At 61.0% G+C, this 24,749-nt stretch carries 17 protein-coding genes; 5 read left to right on the top strand and 12 right to left on the bottom strand.

Features of this window, described 5'->3' with window-relative positions:
- The first annotated feature begins 97 nt into the window (after positions 1–97).
- On the top strand, positions 98–2,425 hold the full coding sequence (locus tag PVE98_RS01210) for a Tex family protein (RefSeq protein ID WP_096072175.1): 2,328 nt from the start codon (positions 98–100) through the stop codon (positions 2,423–2,425).
- A gap of 134 nt (positions 2,426–2,559) precedes the next feature.
- Positions 2,560–4,251, top strand: coding sequence for an alpha-amylase family glycosyl hydrolase (locus tag PVE98_RS01205; protein WP_096072176.1), 1,692 nt, complete (start codon positions 2,560–2,562; stop codon positions 4,249–4,251).
- On the opposite strand, the gene PVE98_RS01200 is transcribed toward PVE98_RS01205, so the two are convergent.
- Both PVE98_RS01200 and bioH read right to left on the bottom strand, forming a co-directional pair.
- Positions 4,252–4,521, bottom strand: a complete 270-nt coding sequence (locus tag PVE98_RS01200) for a YdgH/BhsA/McbA-like domain containing protein (RefSeq protein ID WP_096072177.1) — start codon at positions 4,519–4,521, stop codon at positions 4,252–4,254. It abuts the gene before it with no gap.
- A 169-nt stretch (positions 4,522–4,690) separates the two neighbouring features.
- Entirely contained in the window at positions 4,691–5,467 is a 777-nt protein-coding gene (bioH, locus tag PVE98_RS01195) for a pimeloyl-ACP methyl ester esterase BioH (RefSeq protein WP_096072178.1), read from the bottom strand.
- Positions 5,468–5,503: 36 nt separating this feature from the next.
- Between bioH and gntX the strand changes: the two genes are divergently transcribed.
- Together gntX and nfuA are read left to right on the top strand one after the other, a co-directional pair.
- Complete coding sequence (gene gntX, locus PVE98_RS01190) at positions 5,504–6,184, top strand: DNA utilization protein GntX (RefSeq protein ID WP_096072179.1); 681 nt, start codon at positions 5,504–5,506, stop codon at positions 6,182–6,184.
- Between the two features lie 58 nt (positions 6,185–6,242).
- Complete coding sequence (gene nfuA, locus PVE98_RS01185; protein WP_033753146.1) at positions 6,243–6,818, top strand: Fe-S biogenesis protein NfuA; 576 nt, start codon at positions 6,243–6,245, stop codon at positions 6,816–6,818.
- Positions 6,819–6,862: 44 nt separating this feature from the next.
- Here the strand turns inward: nfuA and malQ are convergent, their stop codons facing one another.
- From malQ to glpE, 4 genes are all read right to left on the bottom strand, one after another.
- Entirely contained in the window at positions 6,863–8,935 is a 2,073-nt protein-coding gene (gene malQ / locus PVE98_RS01180) for a 4-alpha-glucanotransferase (RefSeq protein ID WP_096072180.1), read from the bottom strand.
- Between the two features lie 207 nt (positions 8,936–9,142).
- Positions 9,143–9,901: a DeoR/GlpR family transcriptional regulator gene (locus PVE98_RS01175; protein ID WP_033753150.1), complete on the bottom strand. Its 759-nt coding sequence runs from the start codon at positions 9,899–9,901 to the stop codon at positions 9,143–9,145.
- Positions 9,902–9,933: 32 nt separating this feature from the next.
- Complete coding sequence (glpG, locus tag PVE98_RS01170; RefSeq protein ID WP_033753530.1) at positions 9,934–10,758, bottom strand: rhomboid family intramembrane serine protease GlpG; 825 nt, start codon at positions 10,756–10,758, stop codon at positions 9,934–9,936.
- 33 nt (positions 10,759–10,791) lie between these two features.
- Complete coding sequence (gene glpE / locus PVE98_RS01165; RefSeq protein WP_033753152.1) at positions 10,792–11,118, bottom strand: thiosulfate sulfurtransferase GlpE; 327 nt, start codon at positions 11,116–11,118, stop codon at positions 10,792–10,794.
- A gap of 227 nt (positions 11,119–11,345) precedes the next feature.
- Here glpE and glpD point away from each other — a divergent pair, with 227 nt between their 5' ends.
- The gene (glpD, locus tag PVE98_RS01160; RefSeq protein ID WP_096072181.1) at positions 11,346–12,854 is read left to right on the top strand and encodes a glycerol-3-phosphate dehydrogenase; all 1,509 of its coding nucleotides are present in this window, start codon (positions 11,346–11,348) and stop codon (positions 12,852–12,854) included.
- Between the two features lie 955 nt (positions 12,855–13,809).
- Here glpD and glgP read toward each other — a convergent pair.
- The 6 genes from glgP to asd form a co-directional block, all read right to left on the bottom strand.
- Entirely contained in the window at positions 13,810–16,257 is a 2,448-nt protein-coding gene (glgP, locus tag PVE98_RS01155) for a glycogen phosphorylase (RefSeq protein WP_096072182.1), read from the bottom strand.
- Positions 16,258–16,278: 21 nt separating this feature from the next.
- Entirely contained in the window at positions 16,279–17,712 is a 1,434-nt protein-coding gene (glgA, locus tag PVE98_RS01150) for a glycogen synthase GlgA (RefSeq protein ID WP_033753158.1), read from the bottom strand.
- Positions 17,713–17,782: 70 nt separating this feature from the next.
- Positions 17,783–19,069, bottom strand: a complete 1,287-nt coding sequence (gene glgC, locus PVE98_RS01145) for a glucose-1-phosphate adenylyltransferase (protein WP_096072183.1) — start codon at positions 19,067–19,069, stop codon at positions 17,783–17,785.
- Positions 19,070–19,079: 10 nt separating this feature from the next.
- Positions 19,080–21,056 (bottom strand): glycogen debranching protein GlgX, encoded by a 1,977-nt coding sequence (glgX, locus tag PVE98_RS01140; RefSeq protein ID WP_096072184.1) that lies wholly within the window; start codon positions 21,054–21,056, stop codon positions 19,080–19,082.
- Positions 21,053–23,236 (bottom strand): 1,4-alpha-glucan branching enzyme, encoded by a 2,184-nt coding sequence (glgB, locus tag PVE98_RS01135; RefSeq protein ID WP_096072185.1) that lies wholly within the window; start codon positions 23,234–23,236, stop codon positions 21,053–21,055. The genes glgX and glgB overlap by 4 nt, the downstream gene beginning before the upstream one ends.
- Positions 23,237–23,592: 356 nt before the next feature.
- Complete coding sequence (gene asd / locus PVE98_RS01130; RefSeq protein ID WP_096072186.1) at positions 23,593–24,702, bottom strand: aspartate-semialdehyde dehydrogenase; 1,110 nt, start codon at positions 24,700–24,702, stop codon at positions 23,593–23,595.
- Positions 24,703–24,749 lie beyond the last annotated feature (47 nt).

The following is a 24,749-nucleotide window of genomic DNA, read 5'->3' as shown; positions in this document are numbered from 1 at the left end:
AGAATATCGCTGAAAGCCGGCCCCATCGCTGGCAATTTCACTTTTCAGTCCGTATAACTGTCCCCTGTTTTTTAACCCTGTAAGCAAGACAGAATCGATGATGAAAGATCTCAGCCACATTATTGCCAGTGAGCTGCAGGCGCGTGCGGAGCAAGTTGAAGCCGCCGTGCGTCTGCTGGACGAAGGGAACACCGTGCCGTTTATCGCACGCTATCGTAAAGAGGTGACCGGCGGTCTGGACGACACCCAACTGCGCCAGCTGGAGACGCGTCTCGGCTACCTGCGCGAACTGGAAGATCGCCGCCAGTCGATTCTGAAGTCCATTAACGATCAGGGCAAACTCACCGACGAACTCGCCAGCGCCATTAACGCCACGCTGAATAAAACCGAACTCGAAGACCTCTACCTGCCCTATAAAGTCAAGCGCCGCACCCGCGGCCAGATCGCCATTGAAGCCGGTCTGGAGCCGCTGGCCGAGAGCCTGTGGCAGGACGCCTCGCAGGATCCCGAACAGCTGGCCGCGCAGTATGTCGATGCCGATAAAGGCGTCGCCGACGTGCGCGCCGCGCTGGACGGCGCGCGCTATATCCTGATGGAGCGCTTCGCCGAAGACGCCGCGCTGCTGGCGAAAGTGCGCGACTACCTGTGGAAAAACGCGCATCTGGTGTCGCGCGTGGTGGAAGGCAAAGAGCAGGAAGGGGCTAAATTCCGCGACTACTTCGATCATCACGAAGCGCTGCACAGCGTGCCGTCGCACCGCGCGCTGGCGATGCTGCGCGGCCGTAACGAAGGCGTGCTGCAGCTCTCCCTGAACGCCGATCCGCAGTTCGACGAGCCGCCGCGCGAAAGCTACGGCGAAACGCTGATCGCCGAGCATCTTAACCTGCGCCTCAACGGCGCGCCCGCTGACGCCTGGCGCAAGGCGGTAGTGAGCTGGACCTGGCGCATCAAGGTGATGCTGCATCTGGAGACGGAACTGATGGGCACGGTGCGCGAGCGCGCCGAAGACGAAGCGATCAACGTGTTCGCCCGCAACCTGCACGATCTGCTGATGGCGGCGCCGGCGGGCATGCGCGCCACGATGGGCCTCGATCCCGGCCTGCGCACCGGCGTGAAGGTCGCGGTGGTGGACGCCACCGGCAAGCTGGTCGCGACCGATACCATTTATCCGCATACCGGCCAGGCGGCCAAAGCCGCTACCGTGGTCGCCGCGCTCTGCGCGAAACATCAGGTCGAGCTGGTGGCGATCGGCAACGGCACCGCCTCGCGCGAGACAGAGCGCTTCTTCCTCGACGTGCAGAAACAGTATCCGCACGTTACCGCGCAGAAAGTGATCGTCAGCGAAGCGGGTGCCTCGGTCTATTCCGCCTCGGAGCTGGCGGCGCTGGAGTTCCCGAACCTCGACGTCTCGCTGCGCGGCGCGGTCTCTATCGCGCGTCGCCTGCAGGATCCGCTGGCGGAGCTGGTGAAAATCGATCCGAAATCGATCGGCGTCGGCCAGTATCAGCATGACGTCAGTCAGAGCCAGCTGGCGAAGAAGCTGGACGCGGTGGTGGAAGACTGCGTCAACGCCGTCGGCGTCGATCTCAACACCGCCTCCGTGCCGCTGCTGACGCGCGTCGCCGGTCTGACGCGCATGATGGCGCAGAATATCGTGAGCTGGCGTGACGAAAACGGCCGCTTCCAGAATCGCCAGCAGCTGCTCAAGGTGAGCCGTCTCGGCCCCAAAGCCTTTGAACAGTGCGCGGGCTTCCTGCGCATCAACCACGGCGACAACCCGCTCGACGCCTCGACGGTGCACCCGGAAGCCTACCCGGTGGTGGAGCGCATCCTGGCGGCGACCGAGCAGGCGTTACAGGATCTGATGGGCAACCCCACCAGCCTGCGCAACGTTAAGGCGGTCGACTTTACCGACGAGCGCTTCGGTCTGCCGACCGTCACCGACATTATCAAAGAGCTGGAAAAACCGGGCCGCGACCCGCGTCCTGAGTTTAAAACCGCGCAGTTCGCCGAAGGCGTTGAAACCATTAACGATCTGCTGCCGGGCATGGTGCTGGAAGGCGCGGTGACCAACGTCACCAACTTCGGCGCCTTTGTCGATATCGGCGTGCATCAGGATGGCCTGGTGCATATCTCCTCGCTGTCGGACAAGTTTGTCGAGGATCCGCATCAGGTGGTGAAAGCGGGCGATATCGTGAAGGTGAAAGTGCTGGAGGTCGATCTGCCGCGCAAACGTATTGCGCTCACCATGCGTCTGGATGAGCAGCCAGGCGACAGCAACGCGCGCAGCAGCGCCCGCAGCGCGCCGCGCGACGGTGCGCGTCCGGCCGGCGGCGCGAAGCCGCGCGCGCGTCAGAACAGCCAGCCCGCAGGCAACAGCGCAATGGGCGATGCGCTGGCGGCGGCGTTCGGCAAAAAACGCTAAACCCTGCACGCGCCCGACTTATTCTGGGTCGGGCGCGCGTAACCTCCTCTGTAAAGTTGAAAATCCCTCTCTTAACGCTACGCTGAAAACACGCCTGCATAAAAAACAACCCGGGACGTGGCACCCAATTCGCGATGGAAACGATCACAGCGCTGCTCGATAAAATCTATGCCGATACCTTTCCTCAGACGGCGCGTGAGCGTCTACTGAGCCATATCGCCGCCGCGCGCGACGCGACTAAGCTGCCGCGCAAGGCGCACTGGGACGAACAGGACGTGGTGCTGATCACCTACGCCGATCAGTTCCGCGAAGCGGAGGTGCCGACGCTGCAAAGCTTCTCCCGCTTTTACCAGCAGCATCTGCAGTCCACCTTTCCGCTGGTGCACCTGCTGCCCTTTTTCCCCTACTCCTCTGACGACGGCTTTTCCGTCATCGATTACCATCAGGTCAACCCGCTGTGCGGCGACTGGCCGGATGTCGCCAGGCTGCATCAGGAAACGCGTCTGATGTTCGACTTCGTCTGCAACCACATGTCGGCGCACAGCGCCTGGTTTAAACACTATCTGGCGCTCGATCCCGGCTGGGACGACTTCTTTATCAGCATGCCGCCCGCCACCGATCTCAGCGGCGTGACGCGGCCGCGCACCTCGCCGCTGCTGACGCCGTTCGAGATGGCGAACGGCGAGATGCGCTTTATCTGGACCACCTTCAGCGCCGATCAGATCGATCTTAACTTCGGCAACCCCGAGGTGCTGATCCGCATGGTGGACGTGCTGCTCGACTACCTGCAAAAAGGGGCGGACTATGTGCGCCTCGACGCCGTCGGCTATATGTGGAAAACGCCCGGCACGCGCTGCATCCATCTGGAAAAAACCCATTTGCTGGTGAAGCTGTTCCGCGCCATTGCCGACCTGGTCGCGCCCGGCACGGTGATCATCACGGAAACCAACGTGCCGCATAAAGACAACGTCAGCTACTTCGGCGACGGACATGACGAAGCGCAGATGGTCTATCAGTTTTCCCTGCCGCCGCTGGTGCTGCACGCCATCCATTCTGGCTCTGGACGCGCGCTGCGCCAGTGGGCGGGCGCGCTGGAGCCCGGCAAAGGCGGCACCACCTTCTTTAACTTTCTCGCGTCGCACGACGGCATCGGGCTTAATCCGGCGCGCGGCATTCTCTCCGAGGTGGAGATTGTGGCGCTGGTGCGCGACCTGGCGCTGGAGGGCGCGCTGGTCTCCTATAAAAACAATCCCGACGGCACCACCAGCCCCTATGAGATCAACGTCACCTATCTCGACGCCCTCAATCATCAGAACGACGACGACGATACGCGCCTGCGCCGTTTCCTGCTGGCGCACGCGATTTTGCTGGCCTTCCCTGGCGTGCCCGCTATCTATATTCAGAGCATCCTCGGCTCACGCAACGACTACGAGGGGGTAAAAGCCGCAGGGCACAATCGCGCCATCAACCGCCAGAAGTTCGACCTGAAAGTGATTGAGGCAGCGCTGGCGGACGGCGACAGCCTGCGCCACGCCATCTATACCCGCCTCAGTCGGCTCATCCAGCTGCGCACGCGCCAGCCCGCTTTTCATCCCGATAACCCGATGAGACTCTACGACAGCGATAACGCGCTACTGGTGCTGAGGCGTCACGATCCGCAGCATGAGGATGGCGGCCTGCTGTGCGTGTTTAATCTGAGCGCAAAAAAGGTGGAGGCGAAGCTACCGGAGGCGCGGCTTTTTCAGGATGTGATCACAGAGAGGAAAATTGATGGCACCCAGCCGCTTACGCTGGATGCCTGGCAGTTTGTCTGGCTGCGTAGCTGATTACTTATAGACTTCCGCGGTGGCGCTGAATTTGCCGTGTTCACGGCCCGCGATCACCAGGAAGTATTTGCCTCCTTTTTCATCAGCCTGTTTAGAAAGTTCGCGTTTGGCGTCCATCGGCGAGGTGGTTTCCGCCGTGGTGTTCACCGTACCGATCTTCTCAAGATTCATTTTTTTCACTTCTTCCCTGGTTACTTCCTTGGCCGCAACCGCCGAAAACGACACTGCGCCCATCACCATTGAAGCTACAACCCATTTCATCACCTTCATTACAGTACCCCTCATTCATTTCCGTTATGTGAGATGTAAGCAGACGCCGGATGCGTCAGGCGAGATGGAACGGCATCATCCTCTCCCTGGATAATTCACATCATTAAGCGGCCATGCCTACCCGAAAAGTATTGTCGCTGATGAGAAAATTGCCAGCTTAGCGTCCGGTTTAACGGCAAAACTCCTGTCTGAAATCAAGAATATGCTGGCAGAAGGCGTCCGGGTGCGAAATAAAGGGCGCGTGCGCGGCTTTTTCCATCACGATGGAAGGCGAAGCGGGCAGCGCGGCGTCGAGCAATGAGGCGACACGACGCGGCACCAGACCGTCCAGCGCGCCATAGAGACGTAAAAACGGCATTTCAATGCGCGGCAGCCGATCGCGCAGATCGACCTCGCGCAGGATCGCCAGGCCGCCGTCCAGCACCGCCACCGGCGGCATCGGCTGCGCCAGCACCACCTCTTTTAAGCGGCGCGCGTCCTGCCGGGCGCTGTCGGTGCCCAGCGTCTGCAGCGCCAGGAAGCGCTCGACGGTGCGCTGGAAATCGCTGTTAAGCTGCGCGCGAAAGGTCGCCAGGGTCTCCGGCTTGATGCCTGGCCACTCCTCGCCAGCGGTAAAACAGGGCGAAGAGGCGACGCTGATCACTCCCGCTATCTGCTGCGGCGCGCGCAGCGCCAGTTCGGTCGCCACCAGCCCGCCCAGCGACCAGCCCAGCAGCAGCGCGCGCGGCGGTAAATGCGGCAGCAGCCGCTGCGCCATCTCCGCCAGCGAAAGCGCGCCGAACGCCTGACTGCGGCCATAGCCCGGCAGATCGACCAGGTGCAGGCGAAAATGAGGGCTGAGTCGCGGCACGATGCTTTGCCACACCTCGGCGTTCAGGCCCCATCCGTGCAGCAGCACAAGATCCACATTCCCTTCTCCGCAGGTGCGCCAGTAAAGCGAGGTCATCAGTTACTATCCCGTAAAAAGGTTAAGGAGGCCGCTATGCTACCAATGCCCGCCCTCTGTTGGCTATGCCAGCTACCGCTGCGCGTCGCGGCGCATGGATTATGCAGCGTCTGCCTGCGCGCCCTGCCGCCGCTGCCGATCCTCTGTCCACGCTGCGGCCTGCCGGCCGGATCTTCCCGCGTCGCCTGCGGCCGCTGTCTGCGCTCTCCGCCCGCCTGGCAGGCGCTGGTCTGCGTCAGCGGCTATCAGCCGCCGCTGCGCCGCTGGGTGCATCAGCTGAAGTTTTCCCGCATAACCGCACTCAGGGTGATGCTGGCGCGTCTGCTTTTGCTAAGCTGGCTAAACGCTCACCGCACGCGCGGGCTGGTGCGCCCGGATTTGCTGATGTGTGTGCCGCTGCACAGAAGCCGCGCCTGTCAACGCGGCTACAACCAGGCGGCGCTGCTGGCGCAGTCGCTGGCGCGCTGGCTGGGCTGCGAATTCCGCGACGGCGTCCGCCGCAGGCGACGCGGCGCGCTGCAGCATCGGCTGCGCGCCTCGCAGCGTCGCGGCAACGTGCGCGGCGCTTTCCGCCTTGAAATCGCCGTGCGCGGGCGCCATATCGCGCTAATAGACGATGTGGTGACAACGGGTCATACCGTGGGAGAGATCAGCCGCATTTTGCTGGCGCACGGCGCGGCCAGCGTACAAATCTGGTGCCTGTGCCGTACCTTGTAGAGCGTCGGTGATGGGCGTATTATAACCAACTAAATTAGTCAACTATTGAGCAATTGCCATGATCCGAATTACAGACTCTGCCCAGGAGCACTTCTCTAAACTGCTGTCAAAACAGGAAGATGGCACCCAGATTCGCGTATTCGTCATTAACCCGGGTACGCCAACCGCCGAGTGCGGCGTCTCTTACTGCCCGCCGGACGCGGTAGAAGCGACCGACACGGAGCTGAAGTTCGAGAAGCTTTCAGCCTACGTTGACGAACTGAGCGCGCCTTACCTCGAAGACGCCGAAATCGACTTCGTCACCGACAATCTCGGTTCGCAGCTGACGCTGAAAGCGCCGAACGCCAAAATGCGCAAAGTCTCCGACGACGCGCCGTTGGCGGAACGCGTCGAGTATCTGCTGCAGGCGCAGATCAACCCGCAGCTCGCCGGTCACGGCGGTCGCGTGTCGCTGATGGAGATTACCGACGACGGTTTCGCCATTCTGCAGTTCGGCGGCGGCTGTAACGGCTGCTCCATGATCGACGTCACCCTGAAAGACGGCATCGAGAAAGAGCTGCTGGCTGCTTTCCCCGATCTGAAAGGCGTGCGCGATCTCACCGAGCACCAGCGCGGCGAGCACTCCTACTACTAATCGCCTCCACGCGCGACAGTCAGGCGACTGTCGCGCGCCGTCCGCTACTCCCCTTTGCGCGTCTGACTCACCGCCTTCAATAGCTTCGTCACCGCTTTATCCGTAAAGATCGCCTCCAGCGGCTGCGCCAGCTTGCGTCGCCAGTTGGGATATTGATCGACGGTGCCGGGCACGTTTACCGGCGTGGTCATCCCTATCCAGTCTTCTGGCTGCAGGCCCAATAGCGCGCTGCCGGTCGCCGCGAGAAACTTATGCATCGCCAGATTAAGCGCGGGCGTCATCGCCAGCTTGTCTGCCTGACGCGCGCTGCGCGCCGGCATCGCGCCTGACTGATGCAGCGCATCCAGCAGCGCCTGTTTCTGCTTCGCTCGCTGTTCATGCAGCGACTGCAGCACCTCTTTGCCGGGATAGAGCTTGAGCTTTTCTCCCAGCGCGAAGTCGCCCGCGTTCCAGAAGCCGGTCAGCGTCGGCAGATCGTGCGTGCTGGCGCTGGCGATCGACTGACGCGGATAGTCGCCGGGCAGGCGATAGCTGCCGTCGCGCTGCTGCTCGAACCACATCACCTTCCATGAGAAAACGCCGCTGGCGCGCAGCAGGCCGACGATTTCCGGCGGCACCGTGCCGAGATCTTCGCCGATAACCATGCAGCGATGGCGCTGGCTCTCCAGCGCCAGAATGCCCAGCAGGTCATGCACCGGATAGCTGACATAGGCGCCTTTATCGGCGGTTTCTCCTTTCGGCACCCACCACAGCCGCAGCAGCGCCATCACGTGATCGATGCGCAGCGCGCCGCAGTCGCGCATATTGGCGCGCAGCATGTCGATAAAAGGCTGGTAGCCGCGCGCGCGCATCACGTGCGGATCCATCGGCGGCAGGCCCCAGTTCTGTCCCAGCGGTCCGAGGCGATCCGGCGGCGCGCCGACCGACGCCTCCAGCCGATAGAGCTCAGGATCGTGCCAGGTCTCCGCGCTGCCTTCCGCCACGCCTACCGCCAGATCGCGATAGAGCCCCACCGTCATCTTCAGCGCCTGGCTGCGCGCCCAGCACTCGGCGAACTGGTTTTGCGCCAGCCACTGCAGCCACTGCCAGAAGGCGATCTCCTCTTCGTGGCTTTCGCACCAGCGCTGCACCTCAGGCGACTGGCTGTTGCGCCAGCTTTCCGGCCAGGCTGGCCATCCCCAGGCGTCCGCATCTTCGGCGCGGCGTTCCGCCTGCAGGCCATCGTAGGCCGCCTGATAGCGCAGGCTGTCGCCGCCGTCGCGCACAAACGCGGCGAACGCCTGCCGCTGCGCGTCATCTTCCGCACGCAGGCTGAACTGCGCCCACGCGTGACGTAGCGCGGCGAGCTTCAGCGCCATTACCGATGCATAATCGACAAACTCGCTCTCACGCGCTTTCGCCAGCGCACGCTGGGTTTTCGCCGCTTTCCACCATTTCTGCGCCGCCGCGCTCTGCTGGAAATCCTCCAGCTGCGCCACGCTGATATAGATAATGTTCAGCCAGCGGCGCGACGAGGGGCTGTAAGGGCTGGCGAAATCGGGCGTCGCGGGATAGAGCGCGTGCAGCGGATTGAGCCCGACGAAGTCGCCGCCCTGCTGCGCCACCTGCTCCAGAAGCTGCTGCAGATCGCCGAAATCGCCGATGCCCCAGTTATCGGCGGAGCGCACGGTATAGAGCTGCACCAGCGCCCCCCAGCGTTTCTCGCCGTTGCGCAGCGGCGCCGGCAGCCAGCAGCGGCGCGGCGTCAGGATAATGCGCGTCTGCCACTCTTTTTTGCCCTTGCTCAGCGTCAGCTGGTGATAGCCGTGCCCGAGCGGCGACGGCAGCATAAAGGGCTGGCCTGCCTCAAGTTCGCCGCTAAACTCGCGGCCCTTTTCGCTGTGCAGCCGCCACTGATAGCGGCCGCGCCCTTCCGGGTTGAGCTGGCGCGCCGCGCCGCCGCTAAAAACCTGCACCGGCGGCAGCGGCGCGCCCTTCTCTTTTTGAGCATCGCCCATTACCGCGAGCAGCGCCGTTTTGGTTTCGTCGCCGATCGCTTCCGGTTCGCCTTTGGCGTTGGTATAGGTCAGGGATATTCCGGCGGCGACTGCCGCGCGATCCAGTGCGCTCTCTTTCATGCTCTCCCCTTAGCGTCTTGATCCAAAGCCGTTGAGTTGCGGTGTGATGAACGTCTGCGCACAGGCAAACTGAGCATTAAGTAAAGACGGCAGTGGGGAAAAAATCGACAGGAAACAAAGAAAAAGGCGGGATTTGAAATCAGCGAGCGATATAGCCCGGGTTAAGGCGATACCGCTCGCGACAGCTCAGAGACTAAAGATGCTTAATCAGCAGAGTTCGAGTTGAACCTCATGCTGCTCGATCACCTTCATAATGCTGGCGGGCGGCTGCTTGTCAGTATAAAGCTGGTCGATCAACCCCATATTGCCGAGATTCACCATCGCGTTGCGGCCGAACTTCGAATGGTCGACCACCAGCATCACGCAGCGTGAGTTTTCGATAATGGCGCGCTTGGTGCGCACCTCGTGGTAGTCGAACTCCAGCAGCGACCCGTCCATATCGATGCCGCTGATGCCGAGAATGCCGTAATCGAGGCGGAACTGGGAGATAAAGTCGAGCGTCGCTTCGCCCATAATGCCGCCGTCGCGCGTGCGCACCTCGCCGCCTGCAATAATCAGCCGGAAATCGGGCTTGCACATCAGCAGTGTCGCCACGTTGATATTGTTGGTCACCACGCGCAGATTTTTATGATTCAGCAGCGCATAGGCCACCGCTTCTGGCGTGGTGCCGATATCGATAAATAAGGTCGCGCCGTCTGGAATTTCGCTGGCGACGCGTTCGGCGATGCGCGCTTTCTCCGCCGACCACATCATCTTACGTTCCTGCCAGGCGGTATTTTCAGAGCTGGAAGGCAGCGCCGCGCCGCCGTGATGACGCTGAATTTTATTCTGATCGGCGAGGTCGTTGAGATCGCGGCGGATGGTTTGCGGGCTTACCTCAAAATGTTCTACCAGCTCTTCGGTACTGACATATCCCTGACGCCGGACCAGATCGATAATGGCGTCATGACGTTGCGTCTGCTTCACATTACTCTCCTGTTTTCTTTTCTTATCCGGCGCTAACGGCGCCGCACTGCACGGGTATCGACAAACGCCATCGCCAGCCCGACCAGTAGACCGGCGACGTGAGCGCCGTTGGCGATAGCGAGCCCGAACGCGCCATACCAGCCGATTACCAGCCACACGATAGCAAAACCAATCAGTCCGCGTTCCAGATAGACGCCGCTTTCAGGGTCGCGCTCGCCGCGCAGCCAGCAGTAGCCCATCAGCGCATAAACCACGCCCGACAAACCGCCGAACCAGATGCCGCTAAATTTCGCCTGTACGAAGCCGCTGAGCAGCGCCGAGATCAGCATAATCACAAACAGCTTGCCGCTGCCGAGCCGCTTCTCTACCGCGCCGCCGAGATACCACCACCACATCAGGTTAAACAGGATATGCAGCAGCGAAAAGTGCAGCAGCGCATGGCTGAACCAGCGCCATACCTGGAGATACTGGCCTGGGCCGTCTGGCCAGCTCAGCCACAGCAGCACCCTTTGATCGCCAAAAATCTGCATCAGGATAAACACCGCGATACAGGCAAAAAGCACGGTCATGGTGAGCGGACCGGCGCGATCGCGAATATTGCCCCACAGGTTGCTACGCTCGTAGCGCAGGCCGCTTTTGGTGCCGCCGGTATGCCAGCTGGCGGCCTGATAGCGAGGATGGTCCGGCTGGCGCACGAACTGCTGAAGTTCGTTTTCGACCATTTCAAGCCGGCTTTCGTCATCGAGCAGGATAACGTAATGGCCATCCTGTTCGATGCGCAGCGCGACGCCGCGCGTCGCCATATAGTCGACGAACGCCTGCGCCATGCGCGGGTTATTAAACTGGGTAATGCGCACCATTAATCACTCTCCTTGTTCATCGCGCGCGGCTCACTCGCCGCCGGCGACAACCTGAGTCGGAAACGCGGCGCGCCAGGCGTCGAAGCCGCCGTCGATGCTGTAGGCGGCGCTAAAGCCCTGGCTCAGCAGATATTGCGCGGCGCCTTTGCTGCTGTTGCCGTGGTAGCACATCACCAGCACCGGCAGCTCGCGGCTGGCGCTGGCCAGAAAGGCGTTAAGGTTGCCGTTGCTCAGGTGCAGGGCGTTTTCCGCATGACCAAGCGCGAAGCTCTGCGGATCGCGAATATCGACCAGCTGCGCGCCTTGCGCCAGATGCTCGCTGGCCTGCTGAACGTTAATGCATTCGAAGGTTTCCATGATTCTCTCGTTAAGACGACACAATTACCGCCTAGTGTAACCCGATAAGCAGCCCCAATAACCTGACAAAGCGTCCGGGTTTGTATTTATTTCTCAACAAGAATGTTAGCTATATCACGCAAAAATGTTTTTACCGCGTTAAACACTGGCATCAATGTTGGTTTGCGATTATGATTATGCTCGAAAACGAACATTAATGAACTATTCCGAACATCGGAGGAGATGACGTGGAAACCAAAGACCTGATCGTGATCGGCGGCGGCATCAACGGTGCCGGCATTGCAGCAGACGCTGCAGGACGCGGCCTGTCAGTGCTAATGCTGGAGGCGCGGGACCTGGCTTGCGCGACCTCTTCCGCCAGTTCAAAGCTGATTCACGGCGGCCTGCGCTACCTCGAACACTATGAATTCCGTCTGGTCAGCGAAGCGCTGGCCGAGCGCGAAGTGCTGCTGAAGATGGCGCCGCATATCGCTTTCCCGATGCGCTTCCGTCTGCCGCATCGCCCGCATCTGCGTCCGGCATGGATGATTCGCGCCGGCCTGTTTTTATACGATCACCTGGGCAAGCGCACCAGCCTGCCGGGCAGTAAAAGCCTGCGTTTTGGCGCGGATTCGGCCCTCAAGCCGGAAATCACGCGCGGATTCGAATATTCCGACTGCTGGGTGGACGACGCCCGTCTGGTGGTGCTGAACGCGCAGGAAGTGGTGAAGCGCGGCGGCGAAGTGCGCACCCGTACCCGCGTGACGCGCGCCTGGCGTGAGAACAACCTGTGGATGGTGGAAGCGGAAGATGTCGACAGCGGCAAAACCTATACCTGGCGCGCCAAAGCGCTGGTGAACGCGGCGGGCCCGTGGGTGAAACAGCTGTTTGACGACGGCTTGAAGCTGAAGTCACCGTACGGCATCCGCCTGATTAAAGGCAGCCATATCGTGGTGCCGCGCGTGCACAACGAGAAGCAGTCCTACATCCTGCAGAACGAAGACAACCGTATCGTGTTCGTTATTCCCTGGATGGATGACTTCTCGATTATCGGCACCACCGACGTCGAGTACAAAGGCGATCCGAAGAACGTCAAAATCGACGACAGCGAGATCGACTATCTGCTTAAAATTTACAACAGCCACTTTAAAAAGCAGCTGGTGCATGACGATGTAGTCTGGAGCTACTCCGGCGTGCGTCCGCTGTGCGATGACGAGTCTGATTCGCCGCAGGCGATTACCCGCGACTATACGCTGGACGTGCGCGACGACAACGGCCAGGCGCCGCTGCTGTCGGTGTTCGGCGGCAAGCTGACCACCTACCGCAAGCTGGCAGAGCATGCGCTGGAGAAGCTGGTGAAATATTTCCCCAATGCCGGACCGGCATGGACGAAAAACTGCGTGCTGCCGGGCGGCGATTTCGCCGGCACGCGTGAAGATTACGCCGCCAGCCTGCGTCGTCGTTATCCGTTTATTACCGAAGGTATGGCGCGTCACTTCGCCCGCACCTACGGCAGCAGCACCGAGACGCTGCTCGACGGCGCGAAGCGCCTTGAGGATCTGGGCGAGAACTTTGGTCACGACTTTTATGAAGCCGAGCTGCGCTATCTGGTGCAGAACGAGTGGGTGCGCGAGCTGGATGACGCTATCTGGCGCCGCACCAAGCAAGGGATGTGGCTGAACGAGGCGCAGCAGGCGCGCGTGGCGGAGTGGCTGGCGACGCACAGCCAGAAGCCCAGCCTGTCGCTGGCGAGTTAAATAAGATCAACGGGGCCTCGGCCCCATTTTTTTGCCTGCTGCGCAGACGGGCGCTGAGCGGGTTCCGCCTGCCAGCGAGTTGGCCTGCTGCGCAGGCGGGCGCTGAGCGGGTTCCGTCCGCTGGCGGGTTGGCCTGCTGCGCAGGCGGCTCTGAGCGGGTCCCCCCGCCAGGCGGCTTAAGTCTGCTACGCGAACAGGCTCTGAGCGGGTTCCGCCCGCCAGGCGGCAGGGAGTTTCAGCAGCGCCGCTGCTGGCGTGCGTGTTAAGGGGCTCGCCAGCCCCTTAACAATCCCGGCTTCCGGCAGCCTCCACGCCGCGCTCCGCGCGCTCCCTTCGTTGCTTACGTCGGCCGCACGGACCGCGCGGATTCGACATCCTGTCTCATGCCACGCTCTCGCCGACGTCCTGTCGGCTCGTCCTGGCCGCCGTGCGCGCCTCAGCGTGTCGGATGCCTCTGACACTGCCCCGCCTGTGAGTTCCCTTGTTTTTTTATTAACGACGACATCGTCTGAGCGCATGATTCATGCTTTCAGCGATGAGGCTGCGCCTTCAATAATCAGGATTTGCAGCGGGGGTTTTGGGGCCATCGCAGCCGCTGAGCGGAGGAAGGATTTCAGGATGAGGCGACAGGACGTCGCCGAAAGCGCGGGCCAGGCCAGGACGGCCTGTCCTGCGCGGTCCGTCAGAAATTCTGACGAAGCGAAGGGACCCGCGCAGCGGGCGGCTGAGCTGGCCCGAGGCGCGGGTGCAGGGCCGGCGCCCACCGGCCCTGCTCGGTCGCCCGCAGCGGGCGAAATGAAACTGCCTCGCTGTCAGGCGAACGAAACCTGCACCGCTGTCAGGCGAACAAACCTGCGCCGCTGTCAGGCGAAATGAAACTCCCTGCCGCCTGGCGGGCGGAATCCGCTCAGGCCCGCCTGCGCAGCAGGCAACCCCGCCAGCGGGCGGGAACCCGCTAAAGCCTCACTGGCTTAATATGCCAAATCTCATCCGCATACTCCTGGATGGTCCGGTCCGAAGAGAAATACCCCATATTGGCAATATTCAACGCCGCGCGGCGCTGCCACTCTTCCGGCTTGCGATAAAGCTCATCCACCTTATCCTGGGTATCCACATAGCTGCGGTAATCCGCCAGCAGCTGATAGTGGTCGCCGAAGTTCACCAGCGAATCGAACAGATTGCGGTAGCGGCCTGGCTCCTGCGGACTGAACACGCCGGAGGCGATCTGCGTCAGTACCTGATGCAGCTCGGCATCCTCTTCGTAATATTTACGCGGGTTGTAGCCGCTGCTGCGCAGGGCTTCCACCTGCGGCGTGGTGTTACCGAAAATAAAGATATTCTCCTCGCCGACGTGCTCCAGCATCTCGACGTTGGCGCCGTCCAGCGTGCCGATGGTCAGCGCGCCGTTGAGCGCGAACTTCATATTGCTGGTGCCCGATGCCTCGGTGCCCGCTGTGGAAATCTGTTCGGAAAGATCCGCCGCCGGAATAATGATCTGCGCCAGACTGACGCTGTAGTTCGGGATAAACACCACCTTCAGCTTGTTCTTCACCTGCGGATCGTTGTTGATCACGCTCGCCACGTCGTTGATCAGGTGAATAATGTGCTTGGCGGTATAGTAGGCCGAAGCCGCCTTGCCGGCGAAGATATTGACGCGCGGCACCCAGTCGGCGCCCGGATCAGCTTTGATGCGGTTATAACGGGTAATCACGTGCAGCACGTTCAGCAGCTGACGTTTATATTCATGGATACGCTTGATCTGCACGTCGAACAGGGCATTGGGATCCAGCACCACATCCATATTCTTCGCCACCCAGTCCGCCAGGCGACGCTTGTTATCGAACTTGGCGTCAGCCACCTTCTCAATAAACGCCGGATAGTCGATCTGCTGGTTAAGTTCGGCAAGCTGGCTAAGATCGGTGCGCCAGGTACGGCCAATCTCTTCATCCAGCAGCTCCGACAGCGCCGGGTTGGCCAGCGCCAGCCAGCGACGCGGCGTTACGCCGTTGGTCTTGTTGCAGAAACGGCCCGGGAAGAGACGCGCGAAATCCGCGAACAGCGACTGCACCATCAGGTTGGAGTGCAGTTCGGAGACGCCGTTGACTTTGTGGCTCACCACCACCGCCAGCCACGCCATGCGAATGCGACGGCCGTTGTTCTCATCGATAATCGAGATGCGCGACAGCAGATCCCAGTCGTCCGGGTAGTACTCCTGAATGGTCTTCAGGAAGTAGTCGTTGATTTCGAAAATAATGCCAAGATGGCGCGGCAGGATCTTGCCGATCATCTCCACCGGCCAGGTTTCCAGCGCCTCGCTCATCAGCGTATGGTTGGTGTAAGAGAAAACCTGGCAGGTCACTTCGAACGCATCGTCCCAGGTGAATTTGTGCTCGTCGATTAACAGACGCATCAGCTCCGGGATCGCCAGCACCGGATGGGTATCGTTCAGGTGGATGGCGATCTTGTCCGCGAGGTTGGACCAGGTTTTGTGCATCTGCCAGTGGCGGTTGAGGATATCCTGCACCGTAGCGGAAACCAGAAAATACTCCTGGCGCAGACGCAGCTCGCGTCCCGAATAGGTGGAATCGTCGGGATAGAGCACGCGGGAGACGTTTTCCGAGTGGTTTTTATCTTCTACCGCCGCAAAGTAATCGCCCTGGTTGAATTTGCCAAGGTTGATTTCGTTGCTCGCCTGCGCGCCCCACAGGCGCAGCGTATTGGTGGCGTCGGTGTCGAAGCCGGGGATGATTTGATCGTACGCCATTGCGACGATCTCTTCAGTTTCCAGCCAGCGCACCTTCGCCCCTTCATGCTGAATGCGGCCGCCGAAACGTATTTTGTAGCGCGTGTTGTAACGCTGGAACTCCCAGGGATTGCCGTACTCCAGCCAGTAGTCGGGCGACTCTTTCTGCTCGCCGTCGATAATATTCTGCCGAAACATGCCGTAATCGTAACGGATGCCATAGCCGCGTCCCGGCAGACCCAGCGTGGCGAGCGAATCGAGAAAACAGGCGGCCAGGCGCCCGAGGCCGCCGTTGCCGAGGCCGGGATCGTTCTCTTCTTCCATCAGATCGGCCAGGTTTAATCCCATCTCGTCCAGCGCCTGATTGAGATCGTCATAAATGCCCATCGCCATCAACGCGTTGCCTAACGTCCGGCCCAGCAGAAACTCCATCGACAGGTAGTAGACCTGACGGACATCCTGCGACAGCTGCGCGCGGCTGGAGCGCAGCCAGCGCTCCACCATGCGGTCGCGCACCGCCAGCAGCGAGGCGTTGAGCCAGTCATGCTGGTTCGCCACGGAGGGATCCTTGCCGATGGTAAACATCAGCTTATAGGCAATCGAGTGTTTCAGCGCTTCGACCGTGAGTGTCGGCGACGTATAGGTGAAAGGAGCATTCATATCAGTTATCCCAGTCTCTGATTACAGCAAACGTTGGTAAAGATCGCGGTAGGCCTGCGCGGCCACTTGCCAACTGAAATCCATCCCCATCGCCTGTCGCTGAACGTAACGCCAGAGAGAAGGCCGCGACCACAATACAAAAGCTCGTCTAATCGCCCGCAGCAGCGACCAGGCGTTGCTGTCTTCAAAGCTGAATCCGCTGGCGATGCCGTCAGCCAGGTTCTCCAGCGAGCTGTCGTTAACCGTATCGGCCAGGCCGCCCGTGCGCCGCACCAGCGGCAGCGTGCCATACTTCAGGCCGTAGAGCTGCGTCAGGCCGCAGGGTTCAAAGCGGCTCGGCACCATGATGACGTCCGCGCCGCCGACGATGCGGTGCGAGAAGGCTTCGTGATAGCCGATCTGCACGCCGACGCTGCCGGGATGCTCCGCCGCCGCCGCGAGAAAGCCCTGCTGCAGCTCCGCGTCGCCCTGTCCGAGCAGCACCAGCTGTCCGCCCTGCGCCAGCAGGCCAGGCAAGGCCTCCAGCACCAGGTCCAGCCCTTTTTGCCGCGTCAGGCGACTGATCACCGCGAACACCGGCACGCTGTCGTCGACCTTCAGGCCCATGGCGATTTGCAGCTGCCGTTTGTTCTCGGCTTTTGCCTCCAGCGTGTCGCGGTTATAGCGCGCGCTCAGCAGCAGATCGTGCGCCGGATCCCAGATGCCGGGATCGACGCCGTTAAGGATGCCGCTCAGACGCCCTTCGCGCAGCCGCTGCTCCAGCAGCGACTCCATGCCGTAGCCAAACTCCGGGCGCGTGATTTCATGCGCATAGGTCGGGCTGACGGCGGTGATGTGATCGGCGAAGAAGAGGCCCGCCTTCAGATAGGAGATCTGTCCGTAGAACTCCAGCCCGTGCATGTCGAAGAAGGATCTCGGCAGCTGGATCTCTTCCAGATGGCGCGCGTCGAACAGCCCCTGATAGGCCAGGTTGTGGACGGTAAACACCGACTTTGCCGGACGCCCGCGCGCCTCCAGATAGGCGCAGGTCAGCCCCGCATGCCAGTCGTGCGCATGAACGATATCGGGCCGCCAGTAGGTGTCCAGCCCGCTGGCGATTTCGCACCCCATCCAGCCAAGCAGCGCGAAGCGCAAATAGTTATCCACATAGGCGAACTGCGACGTATCGTGATACGGGCTGCCGGGTCGATCGTAGAGCGCCGGCACGTCGATCAGATAGATGCCGACGCCGTTGAAATGGCCAAACAGCAGCCGCGTTGGACCGGCGAAAGTCTGCAACTCGGCCACCACCTCCGTTTCGGGGATCCCTTTAAGCAGATCGGGAAAAGCGGGCAGCAGCACCCGCGTATCCGTACCATCCGCAATCTGCGCCTGCGGCAATGCCCCAACAACATCAGCCAACCCGCCGGTTTTTAGCAGCGGAAAAAGTTCTGAACAGACATGTAAAACCTGCATCCTCGGCCTCTTAATAAGTGATCGGGCGCGATCCTCGCGTCGATTATATGGTGCTTTTTATCGTTGCCGTCTACGCGCTGGCCAGCCTGGCAAGCATGGCGCGTGTGACCAGAACGATACCCTCTTCTGAACGGTAAAACCGACGACTATCCTCGTCAGGATTCTCTCCTATCACCATGCCTTCCGGCAGCACGCAGGCGCGATCGATCACGCAGCGACGCAGGCGGCAGGAGCGTCCCACCACCACGTCCGGCAGCAGTACGGCGGAATCGATATTGCAAAACGAGTTAATGCGCACGCGTGGAAACAGTACCGAGTTCACCACGACCGAGCCGGAGATGATGGTGCCGCCGGAGATCAGCGAATTCATCGTCATGCCATGGCTACCCGAGCGGTCCTGCACGAACTTGGCGGGCGGCAACGGCTCCATATGGGTTCGGATCGGCCAGGTATGGTCATACATATCCAGCTCTGGCGTCACCGACGCCAGATCGAGGTTGGCGCGCCAGTAGGCTTCCAGCGTCCCTACATCACGCCAGTAGGGCGGCGAACTTTCATCCTGCTGCACGCAGGAGAGCGTAAACGAATGGGCGTACCCTTCGCCGCTCGCTACCACTTTCGGCAGAATATCTTTGCCGAAATCGTGGTTAGAATTAGGCTCCTGTAAATCTTCCTCCAGCAGCTGATAGAGATAATCGGCGTTAAACACGTAGATCCCCATACTGGCCAGCGCCTGCGTATCGTCGCCGGGCATGGCGGGCGGCTGCGGCGGTTTCTCTACAAAGTCGATCACTTTATTATTTTCATCCACCGCCATCACGCCAAAGGCGGTCGCTTCGTGCAGCGGCACGGGCAGGCAGGCGATGGTGCACTTCGCGTTGGCGTCGACGTGGTCGAGCAGCATGCGCGAATAGTCCATTTTATAAATATGATCCCCGGCCAGAATCACGATGTACTGCGCCTGATAGCGCCGAATAATGTCGAGGTTCTGGGTCACGGCGTCTGCGGTGCCGCGATACCAGTGTTCGGTTAAGGTGCGCTGCTGCGCCGGCAGCAAATCCACAAACTCGTTCATCTCTTCGTTGAAGATAGACCAGCCACGCTGAACGTGCTGCGTTAGCGTGTGCGACTGGTACTGCGTTATCACGCCGATCCGGCGGATACCGGAGTTAATGCAGTTGGAAAGCGCAAAGTCGATGATGCGAAACTTGCCGCCGAAATGCACCGCTGGCTTGGCGCGTTTGGCGGTCAGGTCTTTCAGGCGCGTACCTCTTCCCCCGGCGAGGATCAGCGCAACCGTCTGTGTAGGGAGCTGGCGGGCCAGCATCAGGTGATCGGTTCTGTCTAACTTAACCATGTCTGACTCCTTATGATTGCTTTTGGAACACGCACACGCCGTGTGCGGGACCATGCCAGACAGTCGACAAAATGGGGTTGTCATCCCCGGCGAAAGGAGGAACGGCACGCCATTCTCCGTCTGGTAAGGCGATGTCACTCACCGAATCCGTGGCGTTTATTGTTATTAACCAGCGGCCGGAGAGCAGGATCTGCATTCTGTGCGCCTTCTGCTCCCACTCCTCTCGCTGCAGTGGTCTGCCGCTGGCATTGAACCACTGCACATTGCCGTCGCCCTCTTGCCACCAGCGATCGGCGGTTAACGCCGGGATCTGCTGACGCAAACGAATCAGGGCGGCGGTAAAATCCACCAGACTGCTCTCTTCTTCCTGCCAGTCGAGCCAGGTCAGGATATTATCCTGACAGTAGGCGTTGTTGTTGCCGTGCTGACTGTGGCCGTGCTCGTCGCCGGCGAGCAGCATCGGCGTGCCCTGCGCCAGCAGCAGCGACGTCAGCAGCGCATGCGTGCTCAGGCGACGGCGCTCGATCACGTCGAAGCTGGCGCGCAGCCCTTCTACGCCGTGGTTGTAGCTGAAATTGCCGTTGCTGCCGTCGCGGTTATCCTCGCCGTTAGCCTGGTTATGCTTATGGTTAAAGCTCACCACGTCGCGCAGCGTAAAGCCGTCGTGCGCAGTAATCAGATTAACCGCGGCGTGCGGCAGTCGGCCATCGCGCTGGAACAGATCGCTGGAGGCGGCGAAGCGGCGCGCGAACGCGCCGTTACTGACGTCGCGATGCAGCCAGAAGCGCCGCATATCGTCGCGGAAATGGTCGTTCCACTCGGCGAACAGCGGCGGAAAGTTGCCGACCTGATAGCCGCCTGGCCCGATATCCCAGGGTTCGGCGATCAGCTTGACCTGCGAGAGCAGCGGGCAGGCTTTGATCGCCTCGAACAGCGGCGCGTGCGCTGAGAAATCGGGCGTGCGCCCCAGCACCGGCGCCAGATCGAAACGAAAGCCGTCGACGTGGCAGACGCGCACCCAGTAGCGCAGCGCCTCCAGCGCCCAGTTCATCACCTCGGGATCGCTGAGATTCAGAGTATTGCCGCAGCCGGTCCAGTTTTCATATTCGCCCTGCGGGCTCAGCCAGTAGTAGCTGGCGTTATCGACGCCGCGCTGCGACAGCGTCGGGCCGATCTCCTCCAGCTCGGCGGTGTGGTTGAACACCACGTCCAGCAGCACTTCGATGCCCGCCGCGTGCAGATCCTTCACCGCCTGCTGAAACTCCTGCAGAGGCGACGCGCTCTCCTGCGAGGCGTAGCGCGGATCGACGGCCCAGAGCGCAAAAGGGTTGTAGCCCCAGTAGTTGCTTAATCCGAGGCGTTGCAGGCGCGGCTCGCTGGCGAAATGGGCCACCGGCAGCAGCTCCAGCGCGGTGACGCCGAGATGGCGCAGGTAATTCACCATAACAGGATGGCCGAGGGCGGCGTAAGTCCCGCGCAGCGATTCCGGAATTTCCGGATGTCGCTGCGTTAACCCGCGGACGTGCGCCTCATAAATAACCGTGTTGCCCCAGGGCGTGCGCGGGGCGACGTCGCCTTCCCAGTCGAAGTCCTCCGCCACCACCAGCGATTTAGGCGCCACGGCGGCGCTGTCCTGCTCGTCAGGCTGCTCAATGCCGCCGTAGAGACGCGGGTCGTCTGTGACCTCGCCCTCAACCGCGCGGGCGCAGGGATCGACCAGCAGCTTGGCGGGATTAAAGCGGTGTCCGCGTTCCGGCGCCCAGGGGCCGTGAACGCGGAAGCCGTAGCGCTGGCCCGGTTTTAGCGCGGCCGCGTAGCCGTGCCAGATATCGCCGGTACGCGCCGGAAGATCGAAGCGTCGCTCTTTGCCCTGGTCGAACAGGCAAAGCTCGACGCGCGCGGCATGCCGGGAGAAGAGCGTAAAGTTAACGCCCTTGCCGTCGTAACTGGCGCCTGGCGGCTCAGCACGTCCCGGAAGCAGCGTCATTCCGCCTCCTTCACCAGCCAGATTGTCGCCAGCGGCGGCAGCGTCAGCGACAGCGACTGCGGTCGGTTGTGGCTGGCGATCTCATCGGTATGCACCACCGGGTTACGCGTATCGCTGCCGTGATAGCTGTGCTGATCGGTGTTGATCACCTCACGCCAGTTCCCCGCCTGATTAACGCCGAAGCGGTAGTTGTGGCGCGGCACCGGCGTAAAGTTGCTGGCGACGATAATCTCGTTGCCGTCGCGGTCGCGGCGCACAAAGACGAAGACCGAGTTTTCGCGATCGTCGACCACCAGCCACTCAAAGCCGGCCGGGTCAAAATCGAGCTGATGCATCGGCGCGTAATGCTGATAGGTGTGGTTAAGGTCGCGCACCAGCCGCTGCACGCCGTGGTGCCAGTTATCGGCGCCCTCCAGCAGATGCCAGTCAAGGCTGACGTCGTGGTTCCACTCTTTGCCCTGCGCGAACTCGCCGCCCATAAACATCAGTTTTTTGCCGGGGAAGGCCCACATCCAGCCGTAATAGGCGCGCAGGTTAGCGAACTTCTGCCAGGGATCGCCCGGCATGCGGTCCAGCAGCGACTTTTTGCCGTGCACTACCTCGTCATGAGAGAGCGGCAGCACGAAGTTTTCGGTGTAGTTGTACATCATGCCGAAGCTCATCAGGTCGTGATGATGGCAGCGATAGATCGGGTCGAGCTTCATGTAGTCGAGGGTGTCGTGCATCCAGCCCAGGTTCCACTTGTACCAGAAGCCGAGGCCGCCCGATTCCGGCGGACGCGACACGCCGTCGAAGTCGGTGGACTCTTCGGCGATGGTGACGGTGCCTGGCGCGGCGCGTCCCAGCGTGCGATTGGTGTAACGCAGGAAGGCGATAGCTTCGAGATTTTCCCGACCGCCGTAGTGGTTCGGCACCCATTCGCCTTCGGCGCGGCTGTAGTCGCGATAGATCATCGAGGCCACGGCGTCGACGCGCAAACCGTCGATGCCGTAGCGTTCCAGCCAGTAGAGCGCGTTGCCCGCCAGATAGTTGCTCACTTCGCGGCGGCCAAAGTTATAAATCAGGGTGTTCCAGTCCTGATGATAGCCTTCGCGCGGGTCGCTGTGCTCGTAGAGCTCGGTGCCGTCGAACTTCGCCAGGCCGAAATCGTCGCTGGGGAAGTGGCCCGGCACCCAGTCGAGCAGCACGTTCAGGCCCGCTTCGTGCGCGGCGTTGATGAAATAGAGGAATTCGTCGCGCGTGCCGAAGCGGCGCGTCGGCGCATACATGCCGAGCGGCTGATAGCCCCAGCTGCCGTCGAAGGGATGTTCGTTGATCGGCAGCAGCTCGATATGGGTAAAGCCCATCTCTTTGACGTAGGGCACCAGCTGCTCCGCCAGCTCTTTGTAGCTGAGCCAGAAGTTATTGTCGGTGTGGCGACGCCACGAGCCGAGGTGCACCTCGTAGATAGAGATCGGCGCGTCGAACTCGTTGCGCGCTTTACGCTCTTCGGCCATCTCGACCTTCGGCGGCAGGCCGCAGATCATTGAGGCGGTTTGCGGGCGCATCTGCGCCTCGAAGGCGTAAGGGTCCGCTTTAATACGCAGCTGGCCGCTGTTATCGACGATTTCGAATTTATAGAGCTGGCCGTTGTACGCGCCGGGCACGAACAGCTCCCAGATGCCCATTTCGCGGCGGAAGCGCATCGGATGGCGGCGGCCGTCCCAGAAGTTGAAATCGCCTACCACCGAGACGCGCTGCGCGTTAGGCGCCCAGACGCTAAAGCGCGTGCCGTGCACGTCGTCAATTACCGCGCCGTGCGCGCCCAGGGTTTCGTAGGGGCGCAAATGGGTGCCTTCCGCCAGCAGCCAGGCGTCCATCTCCTGCAGCAGCGGCCCGAAGCGATAGGCGTCGTCGATCAGATTCTGCTGTCCGTGCCAGTTCACCGCCAGCTGGTAGCGAAACATGTTCTTACGGCGCGGTACCACCGCGCTGAAAAAGCCGCGCGAATCGAGACATTTCAGCTGGGCGACTTTGCGCCCGGTGTTGGTTTCTATTACCCATACTTCCGAAGCGTCGGGCAGCAGCGCCCTGACTTCCAGCCCGTTGGCTGTCTGGTGCATCCCCAGCAAGGCGAAGGGATCGGCGTAATTACCCGCAAACAGGGCATTGATCGCCAGGCGATCGGGAAGCTCTGACATGACTTTCTTCCTGTGATTATGTGGCAGGCGAAATGAGCGCGGCGTAAGCCATGCATCAGGTGCGCTGCTCTTCATTGAGCCATGCGTACAACGGCAGAGAAAGGAAACCGCTCCGTGGGAAAATAACTTTGCCGTGTACAACAACTATTCAGTGCGAAATGCAAAACAGTCAACAACCGGCACATCATTGTTAAATCATAGCTTGGGCTTGCAAGTTGCCAGGGCAGAAAACGAAAAATTATTAGCGGGGACGTAAAAAAGGGAAGCCGATCACTTACAGACGGTAAGTTGTTTGACTTATTTCAGAATAATCAGGCAAAAGGCCGGGGAATCCCGGCCTCGCTTAGTTTTTTCTGTTAGTCAACCAACAGACGCAACATGCGGCGCAGCGGCTCGGCCGCGCCCCACAACAGCTGATCGCCGACGGTAAAGGCGGAGAGATACTCCGGGCCCATATTGAGCTTGCGCAGGCGGCCGACCGGCGTGGTCAGCGTGCCGGTTACCGCCGCAGGCGTCAGCTCGCGCATGGTCAGCTCGCGGTCGTTCGGCACCACTTTCACCCACTCGTTGTGGGATGCCAGCAGCTGTTCGATTTCCGCCAGCGGCACATCTTTTTTCAGCTTCAGGGTAAACGCCTGGCTATGGCAGCGCAGCGCGCCGACGCGCACGCAGAGGCCGTCGACAGGAATGGTGTGCGTGGTGCCGAGGATCTTGTTGGTTTCCGCCTGGCCTTTCCACTCTTCGCGGCTCTGGCCGTTGTCGAGCTGCTTGTCGATCCACGGGATCAGGCTGCCGGCCAGCGGCACGCCGAAGTTATCGGTTGGCAGCGTGCCGGAGCGGGTCAGCTCGGTGACGCTGCGCTCGATGTCGAGAATGGCCGACGCCGGATCCTGCAGCGAGGTGGCGACGTGATTATGCAGCATGCCCATCTGGGTCAGCAGTTCGCGCATATGCCGCGCGCCGCCGCCGGACGCCGCCTGATAGGTGGCGACAGAGGCCCACTCCACCAGATCCTGGGCAAACAGGCCGCCCAGCGACATCAGCATCAGGCTCACGGTGCAGTTACCGCCGACGAAGGTGTTGATGCCTTTGTCGAGACCCTGACGAATCACCTGATGGTTGACCGGATCGAGAATAATGATGGCGTCGTCTTTCATGCGCAGCGTTGAGGCCGCGTCAATCCAGTAGCCCTGCCAGCCGCTGGCGCGCAGCTTCGGGTAGACTTCACTGGTATAATCGCCGCCCTGGCAGGTGATAATGATATCCAGCGCCCTGAGCGCCTCGATATCAAACGCATCCTGCAGCGCACCGGTGGACTTGCCGCCAAACGTCGGCGCCGCCTGTCCCAGTTGCGAAGTGGAGAAGAAGACCGGATTGATAACGTCAAAATCACGCTCTTCGCTCATGCGCGACATCAGCACGGAGCCGACCATACCGCGCCAACCAATAAAACCTACATTCTTCATTTTCTGTCCGTCTCAGTCAGCGATAAGGGCCGACCTGCTTACCGAAG

The organism is Pantoea sp. GABEPS69, assembly GCF_045780835.1.
GTDB classification, from domain to species: domain Bacteria; phylum Pseudomonadota; class Gammaproteobacteria; order Enterobacterales; family Enterobacteriaceae; genus Pantoea; species Pantoea septica.
This window is presented reverse-complemented; position numbering and strand designations above follow the sequence as displayed.

Coding starts and splice junctions, on each gene's coding strand:
- PVE98_RS01210 (WP_096072175.1), top strand. CDS start 98: ATGATGAAAGATCTCAGCCACATTATTGCCAGTGAGCTGCAGGCGCGT.
- PVE98_RS01205 (WP_096072176.1), top strand. CDS start 2,560: ATGGAAACGATCACAGCGCTGCTCGATAAAATCTATGCCGATACCTTT.
- PVE98_RS01200 (WP_096072177.1), bottom strand. CDS start 4,521: ATGAAGGTGATGAAATGGGTTGTAGCTTCAATGGTGATGGGCGCAGTG.
- bioH (WP_096072178.1), bottom strand. CDS start 5,467: ATGACCTCGCTTTACTGGCGCACCTGCGGAGAAGGGAATGTGGATCTT.
- gntX (WP_096072179.1), top strand. CDS start 5,504: ATGCTACCAATGCCCGCCCTCTGTTGGCTATGCCAGCTACCGCTGCGC.
- nfuA (WP_033753146.1), top strand. CDS start 6,243: ATGATCCGAATTACAGACTCTGCCCAGGAGCACTTCTCTAAACTGCTG.
- malQ (WP_096072180.1), bottom strand. CDS start 8,935: ATGAAAGAGAGCGCACTGGATCGCGCGGCAGTCGCCGCCGGAATATCC.
- glpE (WP_033753152.1), bottom strand. CDS start 11,118: ATGGAAACCTTCGAATGCATTAACGTTCAGCAGGCCAGCGAGCATCTG.
- glgP (WP_096072182.1), bottom strand. CDS start 16,257: ATGAATGCTCCTTTCACCTATACGTCGCCGACACTCACGGTCGAAGCG.
- glgA (WP_033753158.1), bottom strand. CDS start 17,712: ATGCAGGTTTTACATGTCTGTTCAGAACTTTTTCCGCTGCTAAAAACC.
- glgC (WP_096072183.1), bottom strand. CDS start 19,069: ATGGTTAAGTTAGACAGAACCGATCACCTGATGCTGGCCCGCCAGCTC.
- glgX (WP_096072184.1), bottom strand. CDS start 21,056: ATGACGCTGCTTCCGGGACGTGCTGAGCCGCCAGGCGCCAGTTACGAC.
- glgB (WP_096072185.1), bottom strand. CDS start 23,236: ATGTCAGAGCTTCCCGATCGCCTGGCGATCAATGCCCTGTTTGCGGGT.
- asd (WP_096072186.1), bottom strand. CDS start 24,702: ATGAAGAATGTAGGTTTTATTGGTTGGCGCGGTATGGTCGGCTCCGTG.